A 16,906-nucleotide genomic window follows, 5' to 3' on the forward strand; every position below is an offset into this window, starting at 1 on the left:
GCGCAACCAGGCGTTCCGTGAAAGCACCACGATTCGCTGTCGGCGTTGGCGAAAATGCGTTGTTTTCTGCGACAACTGGACATCATCCGTCGCAGTGCCACGCTAATTCGCACCGCATTCCGGACAATTCCCCCGCGGACCCGCATGTCGCTATTCGGTGTCGACCAGGACCGCTTCCGGGTTGATGTCGAGACGCAGACCACGCCACACCGGGTGCCGGAGCCGGCCGTCGCCGCCCCACCCGGAGTACGTGATCTCGGCGACCAGCACCGGGTCGAGCCAGTGCGCCCGCCGCCGGTCGGTCATCGGGATGCCGGCCGGGTCGAAGGCCGGCCGATCGATCTCCAGCCCGGTCAGCTCGGCGCTCAACAGGTCGAGGGTCGCGAAGTCGAGGCCCGAACCGACCTTCCCGATCAGGACGAGCTCGCCGCCGGGCGCGTAGGCCCCGCAGTAGAACGAGCCGATCTTCCCTTCCCGGTTGCCCTCCCCCGGATGCCAGCCGCACAGGATGACGTCCCGCGTCTTCACCGGCTTGATCTTGATCCAGTCGGCGCTCCGGCGGCCCGGCAGGTACCGCGATTTGCGCCGTTTCGCGACCACACCTTCGAGCCCCTGGGCGGCGGACTGCCGCAACGCTGCCGGACCGTCCTGCAACGCGGGCGGGATCTCCCAGAACGGGTCACCGATCTCGAGCGAATCGAGCAGCCCGCGACGGTCGTCGTACGTTGCGTCCAGCAACCACTGGCCGTCGAAGCGGAGCAGGTCGAACAACCGCACCGAGACCGGCACCTCGGTGATCAGGTGCCGGAGCTGCCGGGGGTCGCGGACATGCATCCGTCGCTGCAGCAGCCCGAACGACGGGGCGCCGTGCTCGTCCAGCGTGACGATCTCCCCGTCGAGTACAGCGGGCAGCCGCAGCCCCGGCGCCTCGGCCAGCCCGACCAGCTCCGGGTAGCCACCGGACACGTCGTGGCTGTTGCGCGACCACAGGCGGCAGACGCCGTCGTCCACCTCGGCGATCACCCGGATGCCGTCCCACTTCATCTCGTACGACCAGCCCGCGCCTGACGGCAGCTCGCCGAGCGCCGCCATCATCGGCAGCACCGGCGGACCGGTCACGGGACTCATGACGACTGCAACCGCTTCAGCGCGCCGAGCACCTTCTCCCGGTCGGCGGTCGGCCACATCGGCGGTAACGAGGCCCGCAGGAACCCGCCGTACCGCTGGGTGACGATGCGGGGGTCGAGGATCGCGACCACGCCGCGGTCCGAGCTGCGGCGGATCAGCCGGCCGGTGCCCTGCGCGAGCAGCAGCCCGGCGTGGGTGGCCGCGACGGCCATGAACCCGTTCCCACCCGCTTCGTCGACGGCGCGCTGCCGCGCCGCCATCAACGGCTCGTCCGGCCGCGGGAACGGAATCCGGTCGATGATCACCAGGTTGCAGGTCGACCCGGGCACGTCGATCCCCTGCCACAGCGACAGCGTCCCGAACAGGGAGGTCTCCGGGTCCTCCACGAACTCGCGGGCCAGCTCGCCGAGCTGCGCGTCGCCCTGGCACAGCACCTTGAGGTCGGTCGCCTCACGCACCGCGGCGGTCGCCGCCTCGGCCGCGCGGCGGGACGAGAACAGGCCGAGCGTCCGGCCGCCCGCCGCGGTGATCAGGTCGACGATCTCCTCGAACTGCTTCTTGCCGAGACCGTCCCGGTGCGGCGGCGGGAGGTGCTTGGCGACGTACAGGATCGCCTGCTTCTCGTACTCGAACGGGGAGCCGACGTCGAGGCCGCGCCACGGCAGCGGGCCGGTCTCGGAGTCGTCCTCGAGCTCCGGCATCTCGTCGGCGTCCTCGAGCTTGTCGGCCGGTCGCAGGCCGACCTGACGGGCGATCGCGTCGAAGTCGCCGCCGAGTGTCAGCGTCGCCGACGTGAGCACCGCCGTACGGTCCCGGAGGACGAGCTCGCGGAGCAGGCCGGCCACGGTCAGCGGTGCGATCCGGAGCTCGCGACCGAAACGGTCGCGGTCGATCATCCAGACGACGTCCAGGTCGTTCAGCGCGGCGACACGTTCGGCGACGTCGAAGATCTCCTTGACCGCGCCCTTCGACTGCCGTTTGGCGCCGTCCGGGTCGTCGTCCTTGTCGTCGGACTTCTTGTTCAGGTCGGAGTACAGCCCGCGGGCCGCGTCGCGGACCAGGGCGGCCGCCTCCAGGACGGGCGTGTTGGACGGCTCGATCCGGCCCTCGCGGGTGCCGTCCAGGGCGGCGCGGAGGGCGTCGGAGGCGTCGATCAGGTCGTCGGCCTTGTCGTCGTCGACGAACCGGCGGGCCCGCTTGGCGGCACGCTCGACCATCTGCGGCGACAGCTCGTCGCCGGCCGCACCGGTGACCCGGGCAGGCAACTCGTGCGCCTCGTCCACGATGACGACGTCGTGCTCGGGCAGGACGGTCCGGTTCTCGAAGGCGTCGATCGAGAGCAGCGCGTGGTTCGTGATGACGATGTCGGCCTTGCGGGCATGCTCCTTGGCCTTCTCGGCGAAGCACTCCTCGCCGTACGGGCATTTCTGCGCGCCGAGGCACTCGCGGGCCGCGATCGCGACCTGCTGCCAGGCCTGGTACTGGTGGGAGGGCGCGTGGTCCCGGTCGCCGGCCGCGCCGTCGGCCAGCTGCTGTTCGGCCCACTCCCGCAGCTCGACGACCTGACGGCCGACCTCACCGGCCGGCGGCACGTCGATCAGCATGCCGTCCTCGTCCGGCGCCCCTTCGCGGATCCGATGCAGGCAGGCATAGTTGTTGCGGCCCTTCTGGATCGCGTACTTCGGTCTGCGGGGCAGCAGCTTCTCGGTCGCGGCGAGGAGCGCCGGAACGTCCCGATCGACCAGCTGCGACTGCAGCGCGAGGGTCGCGGTCGACACCACCACCCGCCGGTCCTCGATCGCGTGCAGGAGGGCGGGCACGAGGTACCCGAGCGACTTCCCGGTGCCGGTGCCGGCCTGGACGAGGAGATGCGACCCGTCGTGCATCGCGGTGTCCACGGCTTGCGCCATCTCCACCTGTCCTGGCCGTGTCTGACCACCGATCCCGGACACGGCAGCTTCGAGCAGTTCCCGCACATCAACACCCACCGCCACACCCTAGCCCGCTCGGCGGACAGATTTCCGATCCGGCGGGCCAGGCTGTGGACAACGTCCCGCGGGCTGAGGCCGTCAGACCACGGCGCCGCGGTCGGGCTGGGCGTCGCGGTCCACCTGCTGACGCTTGGGGCGTGGTGGCGGCGCCGGGTAGCGACGCTCCAGCTCCAGCAGCAGAGGTGCCGCGGTGAGGTTTGACGAATACGTACCGACGACGATGCCGAGCAGCAGGGCCAGCGCGAAGTCGGCGAGCGAGTCACCGCCGAGGAACAGCAGCGCGGAGAGGATGAACAGCGTCGAGATACCGGTGTTGATCGTGCGCGGCAGCACGTTCACGATCGCGGTGTCGATGATCTTGCCGAGGCCCTCGGTGGAGCGGGCGTTCCGGGTCTCGCGGATCCGGTCGAACACCACCACCGAATCGTTCACCGTGTACCCGATGATGGTCAGGATCGCGGCCAGGAAGATGCCGTCGATCGGCTTCCCGGTCCAGGCGAAGACGCCGACCACGACCGCCACGTTCTGCAGCAGCGCCAGCACGGCGCCCGCACCAAAGGTCCAGCGGAACCGGGCGGCGAGGTAGGCCAACTGGGCGAGCAACGCGATGCCGAGGGCAATCAATCCCTTGTTCCGCAGCTCTTCGCCGAGCGACGGGCCGATGCTCTCGTTGCGGATCACCTCGGCGCCGCCGCCGATCCGCGAGATCGACTCCTTGATCTTCTCGGCCTCGTCGTCGCTGATCGTTCCGGTCCGCACGGTGATGTCGTCGGTCCCGGACGCCTGCACGACCGCGGTCGGGTACCCCGCTTCCCCGACCGCGGCCCGCGCCTGGTCCGGCGTGATCGGCTGCGTCGTACTCACCTCGAGCAGGCGGCCGCCCGTGAACTCGATCCCGAGGTTCAGACCGCGTACGGCGACCCCCGCGAGGCTGACGACGACGGCGACGACCGTGATCACCAGCCAGCGGCGACTGTGCTTCATCAGCGACGGCTGCCGCGACTCCAGCCACGTCCGGACCCGGCCGTGACCCGCGATCCCGCTCAGCCGCGGACGACGCAGTACGAACCCGCGGGACACGGCGAACTCGGCGAACACCCGGGTGACGACGAGCGCCGACAGCATCGACGCGATGACACCGATCGACAGCGTGACGCCGAAGCCACGGACCGGACCGGCGGCCAGGAAGAACAGCAGCCCCGCGGCCAGCAGAGTGGTGATGTTGGAGTCGGCGATCGCGGACAGCGCGTTCTGGAAGCCGCTGCGCAGCGATCTGCGCAGGCCGTCGGTGCGCCCCGCCGTGTAGTCCTCACGGGCGCGTTCGAAGACCAGGACGTTCGCGTCGACCGCCATCCCGATCGCCAGTACGAAACCGGCCAGGCCGGGCAGCGTGAGGGTCGCCCCGATCGCGGTCAGGGCGGCGTACGACATCGCGGCGTACCCGATCAGGCCGAGGACGGCCATCAGACCGACGAGCCGGTACACCACGATGATGAAGAGGGCGGTGAGTGCGAGGCCGATGATCGCGGCCAGCGCGCTCGCCTGGATCGCGTCCTGGCCGAGCGACGGGCCGACCGTCCGCTGGTCGATGACCTGCACCGGCACCGGCAGCGCGCCACCGGAGATCAGCGCGGCCAGGTCCTTGGCCTCCTCCTCGGTGAAGGTGCCGGAGATCGTCGTGGTGCCGCCGGAGATACCGAGGTTGCAGAGCTGGTTGCCACCGTTCGGGTCGACCTGCGGCGCGCTGATGATCTCGTTGTCCAGCACGATCGCGATCAGGCGCTGCGGCGTACCGACCGGTTGGCAGGCGGCCTTGCCGGTGATGTTCGCCCAGGTCTTGCCGCCGTCGCCCTTGAAGTTCATCTCGACGAACCAGCCCTGCGCGACCTGTTGCGGATCGAGCCGGCCCTCGGCGCCGCTGACCAGCTCACCGGTCATTGCCGGCTTGGCGAGCCGCAGGAAGCCCTGGCCGCCCTCGCTCGGCAGGTAGGTCTCCCCCGCGGCCGGTTTGGCCGGCTTCGTCGCGACCTGGTCGAGCACCTCGTGGAACGTGAGCTGCGCGGTCTTGCCGATCACCTTCGCGGCCTCGCGCGGGTCCTGCACGCCGGGCAGCTCGACGATGATCCGGTTCTCGCCCTGGCGGGTCACGTTCGGCTCGCTGACCCCGAGCGCGTCGATCCGCCGGTGCAGCACCTGGGTCGCCTTGTCGGTGGTGTCCTTGGTCGCCTTCACCGTCGGCGAGTCCTTGGCTTCCAGGACGATCTGCGTCCCGCCGCGCAGGTCGAGACCGAGTTGTGGTTTCGCGGTCAACGTGACGTACGTCGACGCCGCCAGGACCAGGAACGCGAGCAGAGTACGGACAAGGGTCGACCGGTTCACCGAAGCCTCCGGAGGTGGGCACCCGCAGTGCGGATGTCATGACACAGAGCACCCACGCGAACGTGGAACGCACAGTCTACGAACCCCACACAAACGCACAAGCGACCACGTCGCAAGAGCCACCGCCGACTCCGGCCGCGTCCGGGGCCACCGACTCGTGGCGTTTGGTCCGCGCCCCTTTCCCCGAGTCGTGGGAGTTGGTTGTTTGTGGGCGACCGATCTTCACGACTCGCGGATGGGAAGCACCACAGTCGACCCATCACCTCGCGCCGGCGCTGAGCCGGAGGGCGCGGACGGCAGCACGCGGGGGCTGTTATTCGTCGAGGCCGTTTTCGATGGCGTAGCGGACCAGTTCGGCTCGGTTGTGGAGTTGGAGTTTGCGGAGGGTGTTCTGGACGTGGTTCTCGACCGTGCGGTGGGAGAGGACGAGGCGGGTGGCGATCTGTTTGGCGGTGAGGCCGCGGGCGACCAGGCGGAGTACTTCGGTTTCCCGGTCGGTGAGGTGCGGGACCTCGGGGCCGGTGGTGGCGTCCAGGCGGCGGTATTCGCCGAGCAACAGCCCCGCGAGGCCCGCGCTGAAGACGGCGTCGCCCTCCGCGGTACGGCGTACCGCGTCGTCGAACTCGTCCAACGACGCCGACTTCACCAGATACCCGGACGCCCCGTTCTTCACGGCCGCGAGTACGTCGTCCTGCTCGGCACTCGCCGAGAGCACGAGAACCCGGGTGTCGGGCAGCGCCGTCGTGATCTCCCGCGTCGCGTCCACCCCGGACCCGGCGCCGAGCTGCAGATCCATCACCACCACATCCGGCCGGGTCGCCAGCGCGATCTTCACGGCGCTCGCGACGTCCGCAGCAGTTGCGCAGACGTCGTACCCGCGGCCGCCGAGGTCGCGGGCCACGCCCTCGCGCCACATCGGGTGGTCGTCGACGATCATCACGCGAATCATGCGGTCACCACTTTCAGCTCCCATTCGGTTCCCTCGCCGGGCGCGGTGCGGACCGTGACGGTGCCGCCGAGGTCGGCGATCCGGCCGCGGATCGACTGGCTGACACCCAGGCGCCCGTCCACACGGGCCTGTTCGAGCCGCGCGGGCGTCGTACCGACTCCGTCGTCGCGGATCGACACCACGATCTCCTCCCCCAGGTCCTCGACCACGACCCAGCAGCGGGCGTCCGGGCCGGCGTGTCTGATCACGTTGCTCAGCGCTTCCTTGACCGCGGCAACGAGCTCGGCCGCGGTGGTCGCGGGCAGCAGGACCTGACCGGCCGGTACGACGACGTCGACGCGGGTCGTGGCCAACGGCAACAGAAGGCCACACAGATCAGCCTGATCCCCGTCAGCCACAGGGGGACGCGTGGACATCAGGGAGCGCAGCGCCACTTCCTGCTCAGCCGCCAGTTGCGCCAGTTCGAGCGCCTCGCCGCCGATCGCCGTACCGCGTCGCTGGACCTGGGCCAGCACCTGCAGTACGCCGTCGTGGATCGACCGACTGAGCCGCAGCCGCTCGGCCGTCGCACTCTCGACGGCGATCGCCTCACGGAGCCGGGCGCCCGCCTGCCGCAGCGTCGAGGCGGCGTACCCGACGACCAGACCGGCGACCAGGAGCAGCTGGACGTTGCCGAGGATCTTCGACGCGTGCTCGATGCCGCGTAGCGACAGCAGCGCCAGGCTGATCGTGCCGGCGCCGAGCAGGCCGCCGTCGCGGCCGCGGGAGATCGCCAGCGCGAGCACCGGCCCGGCCGCCCACACCGAGGTCAGCACCGAGGCGCCGGCGCGGATGTCGATCAGCGGCTGCGCCCACAACGTCGCGAACATGCAAGCGACGGTGACGGCCAGGTCCACGAACGCGAGCCGGGTGTTGCGACGCCCCCAGCGCCGGCTGTAGCCGTACGACGAGATCAGCGTCCAGACCCCCATCACGGCCAGCTGGAGCACCGCGCCGGACGGCCGGACGATGCCGTCCCACCGGGTCCAGACGCCGAAGCAGGCGAACCCCCAGGTGATCACGCGGAACGCGACGAGCGCACGCCACAACGGCTGCAGCAGGTCCCCGGTCTCGCGCTCCACGGGCGACAGTCTGCCAAGCGCCAGGCCCGCTGCACGTGAGCGGTTCTACTCAACGCGCAGGTTTCCCCGCACCTTCACAGGATTTCCTCAGTTTCCACTTCAGTACGGCGGATTTTCCCCGTACTCTCGCGCCACACACGCTCGGGGGAGCTTCGAACACACTGCGTCATCACACACGGAGGGGAATCGTGCGCAAGCTACCCGCCGGGCTGTTCAGCCTGGCCTTGGCGGCGACGACCGGGCTGGGCATCGCCGCAGCATCGGCCGGCAACGCCGCCACATCGCCCACGCAAGGGTCGGCGCCGATCGCCAGCGAAGCCGCGCCGGCGCCGGACGAGCTGTCCAGCCCGCTCGAGGACAAGCGCCGCGAGCTGCGCCAGGAGGCCCTGACCCAGGTCCTGAACGGTCAGGCCACGCCCGAGCAGCGCAACGGCAGCACGGTCGTCAAGGTCGGCACCAAGGCCGCCGGCGCCAAGGGCACCAAGAACGCCAAGGGCAAGGTCGACCAGTACGTCGAGCTCGGCCGCGAGAAGACCGACCGGATCTTCGTCGTGCTCGCCGAGTTCGGCAACGAGCGGCACCCGAACTACACGGACAAGGACACGTCGACGGCGTTCCCCGGCCCGGCCCGCTTCGACGGCCCGCTGCACAACCAGATCCCGGCTCCGGACCGCTCGGTGGACAACTCCACCGTCTGGCAGGCCGACTACAGCCAGCAGCACTTCCAGGACATGTACTTCGGTAACGGCAACTCGCTGAAGAAGTACTACGAGACGCAGTCCTCCGGCCGCTACTCGGTCTCCGGCGAGGTCACCGACTGGGTCAAGGTCAAGTACAACGAGGCCCGGTACGGCCGCTCGAACGGCTACCCGTGCGCCGGCAACGTCTGCAACAACACCTGGAACCTGATCCAGGACGCGGTCAACCAGTGGGTCGCCGACCAGGAGGCCAAGGGCCGGACCAAGGCCGACATCACCGCGGACCTGAAGTCGTTCGACCAGTGGGACCGCTACGACTACGACGGCGACGGCAACTTCAACGAGCCCGACGGGTACATCGACCACTTCCAGATCGTGCACGCCGGTGGCGACCAGGCCGACGGTGACCCGTGGCAGGGTGAGGACGCGATCTGGTCGCACCGCTGGTACGCCGGGTTCCCGGGCGGCCCCGCCACGAACCCGAACGGCGGCGCGCAGATCGGCGACACCGGCATGTACGTCGGTGACTACACGATCCAGCCGGAGAACGGCGGCGTCAGCGTGTTCGCGCACGAGTACGGCCACGACCTCGGTCTGCCGGACGAGTACGACACCGCGGGCGGCGAGAACGGCGTCAACTGGTGGACCCTGATGGCGCAGAGCCGGGTCAGCGCACCGACCGACGGCGGCATCGGCGAGCGGGCGGCCGACCTCGGAGCCTGGGACAAGCTGCAGCTCGGCTGGCTCGACTACGAGATCGTGAACGCCGGCCAGAACCGGACCGTCGAGCTCGGCCCGCACGAGTACAACTCGAAGAAGGCCCAGGGCCTGGTGGTGTCGCTGCCGAAGAAGCAGGTCACGCATCAGCTGGTCCAGCCCGTCACCGGGACGAAGACCTGGTGGAGCGGTCAGGGCAACGCCTTCACGCACACGATGAGCCGCCAGGTCGCACTGCCGGCCGGTCAGGCCGCGAGCCTGACGTTCCAGGCCAACTGGGACATCGAGGACTGCGGTACGACGGCCTGCGACTACGCGTACGTCGACGTGAACGACGGCAGCGGGTTCAAGACGATCAAGGGCAACATCACCAACGACGCCGAGGGCAACGGCATCGACGGCACCAGCGGCGGCTGGAAGCCGGCGACGTTCGACCTCTCATCGTACGCCGGGAAGACGATCACCCTGCAGTTCCGCTACGCCACCGACCCGGCGGCCGGCGGGCTCGGGTTCTTCGCCGACGACATCAAGGTCACCGCGGGCGGGACCGACCTGGTCTCCTCCGGTGCGGAGACGTCGCCGGACGGCTGGACGCTGAACGGGTTCAGCTCGGTCGGGTCGTCATACACAAGCCAGCACGACAACTACTACCTGGCGTCGAACATCAACTACACGTCCTTCGACCAGTACCTGCAGAGCGGCCCGTACAACTTCGGTTGGGCGAGCACGCTGTCGGACAAGGTGGAGCACTTCCCGTACCAGGACGGTCTGCTGCTCTGGTACTGGGACACCTCGCAGGAGGACAACAACACCAGCGCCCACCCGGGCGAGGGCCTGATCCTGCCGATCGACTCGCACCCGGTGCCGATCAACCGCATCGACGGCCAGCTGTGGCGCCCGCGGATCGGCATGTACGACGCGACGTTCGGGCTGGATAAGGCGGACTCGTTCACCCTGCACGTCAACGGGCAGGCGAGCTACATCCGCGGCCAGAACGCCGTCCAGACGTTCAACGACAGCAAGTCGTACTGGTCCGCGGACCAGCCGACGAGCAGCGTCAAGATCCCGAACAACGGCGTGAACATCAAGGTCGTCTCCAAGACCGGCACCTCGATGACGGTCCAGGTCTCGAAGCGCAAGTGACCGCCTGAGACACAGAACAGCCCCCCGAGATTCCTCGGGGGGCTGTTTCGTTGGGACAGGTCAGGCTGTCGCGACCTGGTACGGCGTCAGGTCGCCCGCCAGGTTCGGGTGCACCCGGGCGGTGACCAAGGTGCCGTCTGCGGTGTGTTCGAGTTGCTCGACCGAGCCTTCGGAGTGGATCCGCGAGACCAGGTCGCCGCGGTCGTACGGGAGCAGGACCTCCAGGGCGACGTGCGGCTTCGGGAGCGCACCCTCGAGCAGTTCGCGGAGCTTGTCGATGCCTTCACCGGTGCGGGCCGACACGACGATGGCGTGCGGTTCGCGGTGCAGGATCGGGGCCAGTGCGAGCGGGTCGGCGGCGTCGGCCTTGTTGATCACGATGATCTCCGGCACGTCGCTCGCCTCGATCTCGGCGAGCACCTCGCGAACCGCCTGGATCTGCGCCATCGGGTCGGGGTGCGAACCGTCGACCACGTGCAGCAACAGGTCCGCGTCCGCGACCTCCTCCAGCGTCGAGCGGAACGCCTCGACGATGTCGTGCGGCAGGTGCCGGACGAAGCCGACGGTGTCGGTCAGCGTGTAGACGCGGCCGTCCACCGTGGTGGTCCGCCGGGTGGTCGGGTCCAGGGTCGCGAACAGCGCGTCCTCGACCAGCACCCCGGCGCCGGTGATCCGGTTCAGCAGCGAGGACTTGCCGGCGTTGGTGTATCCCGCGATCGCGACCGAGGGCACCGAGTTCCGGCGGCGCTCCTGGCGCATCGTGCCGCGGGTGCTCTTCATCGCCTTCAGCTCGCGGCGGAGCTTGGAGATCTTGGTGTTGATCCGGCGCCGGTCGGTCTCGATCTTGGTCTCACCGGGACCACGGCCACCGATACCGCCACCGGCCGCACCAACCCGGCCACCGGCCTGGCGGGACAGGTTGCCACCCCAGCCACGCAGGCGCTGCTTCATGTACTGCAGCTGGGCCAGCTCGACCTGGGCCTTGCCTTCCTTGCTCTTCGCGTGCTGCGCGAAGATGTCCAGGATCAGCGCGGTCCGGTCCACGACCTTGACCTTGAGCCTGTCCTCCAGGTTGCGCAGCTGCGCGGGCGCCAGCTCGCCGTCGGCGATCACCGTGTCCGCGCCGAGTGCCGCGACCAGGTTGCGCAGGTCGGCCACCTTGCCGGAACCGATGAAGGTCGCCGGGTCGGGCTTCTTGCGCCGCTGGATCACGCCGTCCAGAACCTCGGAACCGGCGGTCTCGGCGAGCAGCTTCAGCTCGGCCAGCGAGTTGTCGGCGTCCTCGGCGCTGCCTTCGGTCCAGACGCCGACCAGCAGCACCCGCTCGAGCAGCAGCTTGCGGTACTCGACCTCGCTGATGTCGGTCAGCTCGGTCGACATGCCGACGACGCGGCGCAGCGCCTGGCGTTCCTCGAGCTCGAGGCCCTCGGTGCTCTGTTCGTACTCGTCGTGACCCGTCAACGAATCGCCGGAGTCCTCGCCCTCGAGGAGGTCAAGTTCGACGTCGGTGGTCTCGTCGTAAGAATGTGAATGGGTCGTCATATACCTTCCATGGTGGCACGGGCCTCCAGTACAAGCGACCCGTTTACCTCAGTCAACGCCCCACGCGGCACCGGGATTCCCGGTCAGGCCGGCAGCCACGCCCGATCGAACTCGCCGCGGGCGTGCAGGACGGCCGGTCCGGTCAGCTCCAGGTGGTTGTCCGCGCGCCACGTCACGCTCACCTCGCCCCCGGGTACGCCGACCCGGTACGTGACCGGGAGCTCGTCCCGCGCCTGCCGCGCCGCGGCCACGGTCACCGCGCAGGTGCCGGTCCCGCAGGATCGGGTCTCCCCCGCGCCACGCTCGTGAACCCGCATCTGGACGTCGTGCGAACCCCGGCGTACCACGAACTCGACGTTCACGCCGTGCGGAAAGGCCTCCGTGGGTGACCAGGTGGGCTGGTCGCACAGGTTGCCCGGCTCGCCGAGGTCATCGACGAACGCGACCGCGTGCGGATTGCCCATGTCGACGTGCACAGCGGGCCACTGATGGCCGTTGGCCTCCACCACGATCCCGGCCGGGCTCGGCAGCAGCGGTTCACCCATGTCGACGGTCAGCGTGCCGTCGTCGTTGCGGGTGACCTCTTTGATCCCGGCGCGGGTGCCGACGCGAACCGGCTTGCCGTCCACGAGTCCCGCCTCGGCGAGGTACTTCACGAAGACGCGGACGCCGTTCCCGCACATCTCCGCGATCGAACCGTCCGCATTCCGGTAATCCATGAACCAGTCGCCACCGTCGTCGACGTACGACTGCTTGTCGCCCCGGATCACCCGGAGCACGCCGTCGGCCCCGAGCCCGGCGTGCCGGTCGCACAGGAACCGCACCAGCTCCGCGTCCAGCTCCCCGTGCACCGAACCGTCCGGGTCGGGCAGGATCACGAAGTCGTTCTCGGTCCCGTGTCCCTTCAACCAGGCAAACGCAGTCATGGGGAAAGCGTACGGTGTGCCGCATGGAGCTGATCGCCTACTTCTGGGAGCAGGAGGACGCCGAGGCCGTCGCCGACCGGCTGAGCGGTGAGGTACGGCGTGGACGCTTCCACGGTGAGGACGACGACGAGGACCACCCGTGGATCGTCGTACTGCGTGACGCCGATCCGGACGCGCTGGAACAACTGCTCACGGAGTACGACGGCTGGCTCGAAACCTCGACCGTCGAGACCCCAGGGGCTCCCGCCGCTCCTCCCCCGTTGCCGAGTGAGCCGAAGCGTTTCAAGCGATGACGCGTCCCGCCCGCCGCCCGGTCGGAACGCCGTCGGCCAACGCCGTCCGACCGGCCACCAGCACGTGGGTGACACCGACAGACAACTGCCAGGGATCGTCGTACGTCGACCTGTCGGCGATCTCGTCCGGGTTCAGGACGACCAGGTCCGCGATGGCGCCCGGCTTGATCACGCCGCGGTCGGTGAAGCCGAGGCGGGACGCGGGAAGGCCCGTCATCCGGCGGATCGCTTCGGGGAGGGTGAGCACGGCGCGGTCGCGAGCGTAGTGGCCGAGGACGCGCGGGAACGTGCCGAAGTTCCGCGGGTGCGGGTGACCGGGGCCGGTGGCGTCCATGATCCAGCCGTCGCTGGCGATCGCCGTCTTCGGGTGTTCGAGGACCGTGGTGACGTCGTCCTCGTGCATGGCGTGGTTCACAACGCTGACGGCGGCCTCGTGCGACTCGAGGATGCGGAGCACGATCTCGGCGGCGTCCACACCGTCGTCGCGGGCGATGTCGGCGAGACTGAGGCCACGGCTGTCCTCGTAGCGGCCGGGCGGCAGCGACGCGATCACCACCGAGTCCGCCGAGAGCAGGCTGTCCGCGCGTAGGGCGTCGGCGATCCGTTCGCGCTCGACCGGGTCGGCGAGGCGGTCGAGGAGCGTGCCGCCGGCCAGAGCCCAGGTCGGGAGTCTGGTGGTCAGCGTCGTGCTGGTGGCGGTGTACGGGTAGGCGTCCCAGCCGAGGTCGACGTCGTCGGCCCGGTCCAGCCGATCGAGCGCCGCGTGCACGAGCCCGTGGTTGGCCTGGCCAACGGCTTTCAGATGCGAGACCTCGAGCCGTGCGCCACCGGCGCGGGCCGCGGTGATCGCTTCGTCCAGCGCGCCCAGCAGTCCGGCGCCCTCGTTGCGGATGTGGGTCGAATAGAGGAGCCCGCACTCGGCAGCGGTCGCGACCAGTGCGGCGACTTCCTCAGGTGCGGCGTAGGCGCCAGGAGCGTAGATGAGTCCGGTGGAGAAGCCGACCGCGCCCTGGTCCGCGGCGGCTCGGAGCAGGTCCTGCATCCGGCGGAGCTCGTCCGGCGTCGGCGGTCGCTGGGCGCCGCCCATCGCGGCGATCCGCAGCGTGCAGTGGCCGACCTGGAGGGCCAGGTTCACCGCCGGTTCCAACGGTGCGGCGAAGCCGGCGAGGTCGGTCCAGGACCAGGCGTGCTCCGACCCGAGGAACGCCGTACCGGCGCGCAGGGTGTCGAGGTCGGTGACCGGGAACGGGGACCAGCCGCAGTTGCCCGCGACCAGCGTGGTGACGCCCTGCGCGAGCTGCGACTCGGCGGCCGGACTCGTGTCGAGACTGAAATCCGCGTGCGAGTGCAGATCGACGAACCCCGGTGCCACAATGTTGCCCGTGGCATCAATGACGCCGGCTCCGGACGGGACCTCACCGGGTGGCAGCAGCGCGGTGATGCGGTCCTCCTCGACCAGTACGGTCGCCGGGCGCGGATCGGTGCCGGTCCCGTCGACGACCAGGCCGCCGGTCACTGCCACCCGCATGGAATCACTCCTGTTCTGGTCCGAGGGCCAGCTCGTCGACCGTGTTCGCGGCGATCAGCGCCCGGTCGACGGTATGCCCGAGCCCGGTTGCCCCGGGCACCTGTACGACGCCCCGGACCGCGACCACGGCGGGTTCGACGATGTCCCGGGCGTAGTACTTCTCCGAGGCGGACACGTCCGATGGGAGGGTGAACCCGGGGAGACTGGACAGCGCGACGTTCGCGAGCCGGCCGATGCCGAACTCGTGCATGCCGCCGCACCAGACCCTGAGCCCGGCGTCCTGCGCCCGATCGTGCGCCGCGCGGGCCGCGGTCAGGCCGCCCATCCGCGACACCTTGATATTGAGGACCTGCAGCGCTTCTAGCGCCAGCGCCGTCTCCAGGTCGTCGACCGTCTCGATGCTCTCGTCGAGGCACACCGGCGTACCGATCGTGCGCTGCAAGGCGGCGTGGGTGAGCAGATCCCGCGGGCCGAAGGGCTGCTCGATCATCGTCAGTCCGTATTCGTCGAGCTGTCGCAGGTGCGCCAGATCCGCCGCGGTGTAGATCCCGTTGGCGTCGACGTGCAGATCGAGCTCCGGGTACGCCGCCCGCACCGCCCGCACCGGTTCGACGTCCCACCCTGGAGCGATCTTGAGTTTCACCCGGGGATACCCCGCCGCGACCTGGTGCTCGACCTCCGCCAGCAGGTCGTCGATCGTCGGCTCGATCCCGAGCGAGACCCCCGCGACCACGTCCGAGCGGGTACCGCCGAGGGCCGCCGCCAGCGACCGCCCACGAACTGTTGCCCAAAGCACCCAAACCGCCATGTCGACACCGGCCTTGGCGAACTGGTTGCCACGTACCTTCGCCCACCGGGCACTCACCTGCTCCGGGTGCTCCCAGGTCGCGCCGAGGACGGCCGGCAGCAGGTACCGCTCGGCGATGTGCCAGCAGGTCTCGACGGTCTCGGGCGCGTAGAACGGATCGGAGGACGACGCGATCTCGCCCCAGCCGGTCGCGCCCGAGGCGTCGGTCAGCTCGACCACGATGTGGTCCAGGAACGTCTTACGGTGCGAACTGGTCCGGAACGCGTGCACCAGCGGCATCCGCACCCGGTGCAGCCGTGCCGACACCACTTTCAGGTCAGTTGACATACAACCCCAGCTCCGTGTTCAACCGGTCGCGCTCCATCAGCCGCCGCCGAGCACCCTTCGCGCTCGCCGTGGTCAGCGTCGCGAGCACATGCAGGACCGAGGCGACGACGGTCGGCGAGTCGACGTACGACGCACTTCCGGTCGCGACGTAGATGGACTGGTCGGCGATCTTCGCCAGCGGCGCGTCCTCGAAGTCCGTCACCGCGACCAGTTCACCACCGGCGTCGACGAATCGGCGGGCGATCTCGACGGTGTCGCGCCGGTACCGGCGGAAGGAGAACGCCACCATCAGGTCGTTGGACCGGACGTCGGACAGGACGTCGACGCCGCGGACGACGGTGCCGTCGACCAGCGTGACCTGCGACAGGCCCACGCCGAGGTCGAAGGCCAGCAGGGACGCGTACGAATACGACTTCGCCGAGCCGATGATGAAGCGCCGCCGGGCCGCGACGATCCGGGCCGCGGCCTGGGCGATCGACTCGTCGTTGAGGATCTGGCCCAGCGCCTCGTCGATCGAGGCGCGTTCCTGCTCGACGACCCGGCGCTGCAGGAGCGTCGACGAGCGACGTTGCAGGCGGGCGTCGTACCGCTCCTGAGGGCTGGCGAGCTCGCGGTTGCGCGGATCGTCAGGCATCGTCGACCGGGCCGAAGTAGTAGGCGCCGGAGCCGTCCGGCAGTCGGCGGCACGAGACCGCGGCCAGTCCCCTGCCGAGCAGCTCCTCGAACGCGACGCGAAGCTCGGCCGGATCAGCGGGTACGACGAGCTCGGTCAGCTCGGACTCGTCCAGCGCGGCGGGCTGGTCGCGGCTCAGATCCCACTCCACGACGACGCGGTCGGTGCCGGGACCGTACATGTCCGGGGCGAACCAGCGGCCTCGCGCGCCCAGGACGTCGAGGTTGAAGTGCCCGTTGCGGATCTGCATCGGGTCGTAGGTCCACCGCATCCGCGACATACCGTGGCTGAGGGCAACTTCGCGCTGGGCGTGCTTGAGCATCCGGCCGAGGCCGCGCCCCTGGTGGTCGGCGGCCACCACGGCCGACTGCGAGTAGTGGTAGAAGCCGCGCCGGTCGGTGCCGCAGAAGCCGTACGCGAACGCGACCAGCCGGTCGCTCTCGTCGAGGATGCCGACCACCGATCCGCCGTTGCTCGCGAGTGCGCCGAGCAGCCGCGGGTTCAGCCCGTACGCCGGGTCGAGGTAGCCGAAGACCTCGCGGTACAACGCCGAGGCCTCGGCGAACCGCGACGCCGTGGTGAGCGAGACCGCACGGAAGCTCACCTCCGAGATACGATTCATATCTTGAGTACATCCCGCGCGTCTCACCCTAGTCAATCGCTGCCCAGATGATGATACGTTG

The 16,906-nt window shown here is 69.5% G+C and carries 13 protein-coding genes; 2 read left to right on the forward strand and 11 right to left on the reverse strand.

Going from position 1 to position 16,906, the window contains the following annotated elements; genetic code table 11:
• Positions 1-150: 150 nt before the first annotated feature.
• The 5 genes from ligD to macS form a co-directional block, all read right to left on the reverse strand.
• Positions 151-1,128 (reverse strand): non-homologous end-joining DNA ligase, encoded by a 978-nt coding sequence (ligD, locus tag ACFYRH_RS19530; protein WP_387776659.1) that lies wholly within the window; start codon positions 1,126-1,128, stop codon positions 151-153.
• Positions 1,125-3,122, reverse strand: coding sequence for an ATP-dependent DNA helicase (locus ACFYRH_RS19535; RefSeq protein WP_387776662.1), 1,998 nt, complete (start codon positions 3,120-3,122; stop codon positions 1,125-1,127). Before ACFYRH_RS19535 ends, ligD begins: the two co-directional genes overlap by 4 nt.
• Before the next feature lie 75 nt (positions 3,123-3,197).
• Positions 3,198-5,498 carry a protein translocase subunit SecD gene (secD, locus tag ACFYRH_RS19540; protein ID WP_387776665.1) on the reverse strand — a complete coding sequence of 767 codons (2,301 nt, stop codon included), beginning with the start codon at positions 5,496-5,498 and terminating at the stop codon, positions 3,198-3,200.
• 313 nt (positions 5,499-5,811) lie between these two features.
• Positions 5,812-6,447: a response regulator gene (locus tag ACFYRH_RS19545; RefSeq protein ID WP_387776668.1), complete on the reverse strand. Its 636-nt coding sequence runs from the start codon at positions 6,445-6,447 to the stop codon at positions 5,812-5,814.
• Positions 6,444-7,568: a MacS family sensor histidine kinase gene (gene macS / locus ACFYRH_RS19550; RefSeq protein WP_387776671.1), complete on the reverse strand. Its 1,125-nt coding sequence runs from the start codon at positions 7,566-7,568 to the stop codon at positions 6,444-6,446. The genes ACFYRH_RS19545 and macS overlap by 4 nt, the downstream gene beginning before the upstream one ends.
• A gap of 188 nt (positions 7,569-7,756) precedes the next feature.
• On the opposite strand from macS, the gene ACFYRH_RS19555 reads away from it, so the two are divergent.
• Positions 7,757-10,126 (forward strand): immune inhibitor A domain-containing protein, encoded by a 2,370-nt coding sequence (locus tag ACFYRH_RS19555; RefSeq protein ID WP_387776674.1) that lies wholly within the window; start codon positions 7,757-7,759, stop codon positions 10,124-10,126.
• 60 nt (positions 10,127-10,186) lie between these two features.
• Here ACFYRH_RS19555 and hflX read toward each other — a convergent pair whose 3' ends face one another.
• Positions 10,187-11,668, reverse strand: coding sequence for a GTPase HflX (gene hflX / locus ACFYRH_RS19560; RefSeq protein ID WP_387776677.1), 1,482 nt, complete (start codon positions 11,666-11,668; stop codon positions 10,187-10,189).
• Between the two features lie 83 nt (positions 11,669-11,751).
• Complete coding sequence (gene dapF, locus ACFYRH_RS19565) at positions 11,752-12,594, reverse strand: diaminopimelate epimerase (protein ID WP_387776680.1); 843 nt, start codon at positions 12,592-12,594, stop codon at positions 11,752-11,754.
• Positions 12,595-12,617: 23 nt separating this feature from the next.
• On the opposite strand from dapF, the gene ACFYRH_RS19570 reads away from it, so the two are divergent.
• Positions 12,618-12,887, forward strand: coding sequence for a hypothetical protein (locus ACFYRH_RS19570; protein WP_387776683.1), 270 nt, complete (start codon positions 12,618-12,620; stop codon positions 12,885-12,887).
• Here the strand turns inward: ACFYRH_RS19570 and ACFYRH_RS19575 are convergent.
• The 4 genes from ACFYRH_RS19575 to ACFYRH_RS19590 are packed head-to-tail and all read right to left on the reverse strand — an operon-like array spanning position 12,877 to position 16,845.
• Positions 12,877-14,415 (reverse strand): amidohydrolase family protein, encoded by a 1,539-nt coding sequence (locus ACFYRH_RS19575; RefSeq protein ID WP_387776686.1) that lies wholly within the window; start codon positions 14,413-14,415, stop codon positions 12,877-12,879. The genes ACFYRH_RS19570 and ACFYRH_RS19575 overlap by 11 nt on opposite strands.
• Before the next feature lie 4 nt (positions 14,416-14,419).
• A complete protein-coding gene (gene menC / locus ACFYRH_RS19580) occupies positions 14,420-15,550 on the reverse strand; it encodes an o-succinylbenzoate synthase (RefSeq protein ID WP_387776689.1) in 1,131 nt (376 codons plus the stop codon).
• On the reverse strand, positions 15,540-16,184 hold the full coding sequence (locus tag ACFYRH_RS19585) for a MurR/RpiR family transcriptional regulator (RefSeq protein WP_387776692.1): 645 nt from the start codon (positions 16,182-16,184) through the stop codon (positions 15,540-15,542). The genes menC and ACFYRH_RS19585 overlap by 11 nt, the downstream gene beginning before the upstream one ends.
• Positions 16,177-16,845, reverse strand: a complete 669-nt coding sequence (locus ACFYRH_RS19590) for a GNAT family N-acetyltransferase (RefSeq protein ID WP_387776695.1) — start codon at positions 16,843-16,845, stop codon at positions 16,177-16,179. Before ACFYRH_RS19590 ends, ACFYRH_RS19585 begins: the two co-directional genes overlap by 8 nt.
• Positions 16,846-16,906: the final 61 nt, after the last annotated feature.

This window comes from Kribbella sp. NPDC004875 (assembly GCF_042873375.1).
Lineage (GTDB): Bacteria > Actinomycetota > Actinomycetes > Propionibacteriales > Kribbellaceae > Kribbella.

Excerpts from the sequence above, each read along its gene's own strand:
- menC (WP_387776689.1), bottom strand. The coding sequence starts at position 15,550 with ATGTCAACTGACCTGAAAGTGGTGTCGGCACGGCTGCACCGGGTGCGG.
- hflX (WP_387776677.1), bottom strand. The coding sequence starts at position 11,668 with ATGACGACCCATTCACATTCTTACGACGAGACCACCGACGTCGAACTT.
- ligD (WP_387776659.1), bottom strand. The coding sequence starts at position 1,128 with ATGAGTCCCGTGACCGGTCCGCCGGTGCTGCCGATGATGGCGGCGCTC.
- ACFYRH_RS19575 (WP_387776686.1), bottom strand. The coding sequence starts at position 14,415 with ATGCGGGTGGCAGTGACCGGCGGCCTGGTCGTCGACGGGACCGGCACC.
- ACFYRH_RS19570 (WP_387776683.1), top strand. The coding sequence starts at position 12,618 with ATGGAGCTGATCGCCTACTTCTGGGAGCAGGAGGACGCCGAGGCCGTC.
- ACFYRH_RS19585 (WP_387776692.1), bottom strand. The coding sequence starts at position 16,184 with ATGCCTGACGATCCGCGCAACCGCGAGCTCGCCAGCCCTCAGGAGCGG.
- ACFYRH_RS19545 (WP_387776668.1), bottom strand. The coding sequence starts at position 6,447 with ATGATTCGCGTGATGATCGTCGACGACCACCCGATGTGGCGCGAGGGC.
- ACFYRH_RS19590 (WP_387776695.1), bottom strand. The coding sequence starts at position 16,845 with ATGAATCGTATCTCGGAGGTGAGCTTCCGTGCGGTCTCGCTCACCACG.
- dapF (WP_387776680.1), bottom strand. The coding sequence starts at position 12,594 with ATGACTGCGTTTGCCTGGTTGAAGGGACACGGGACCGAGAACGACTTC.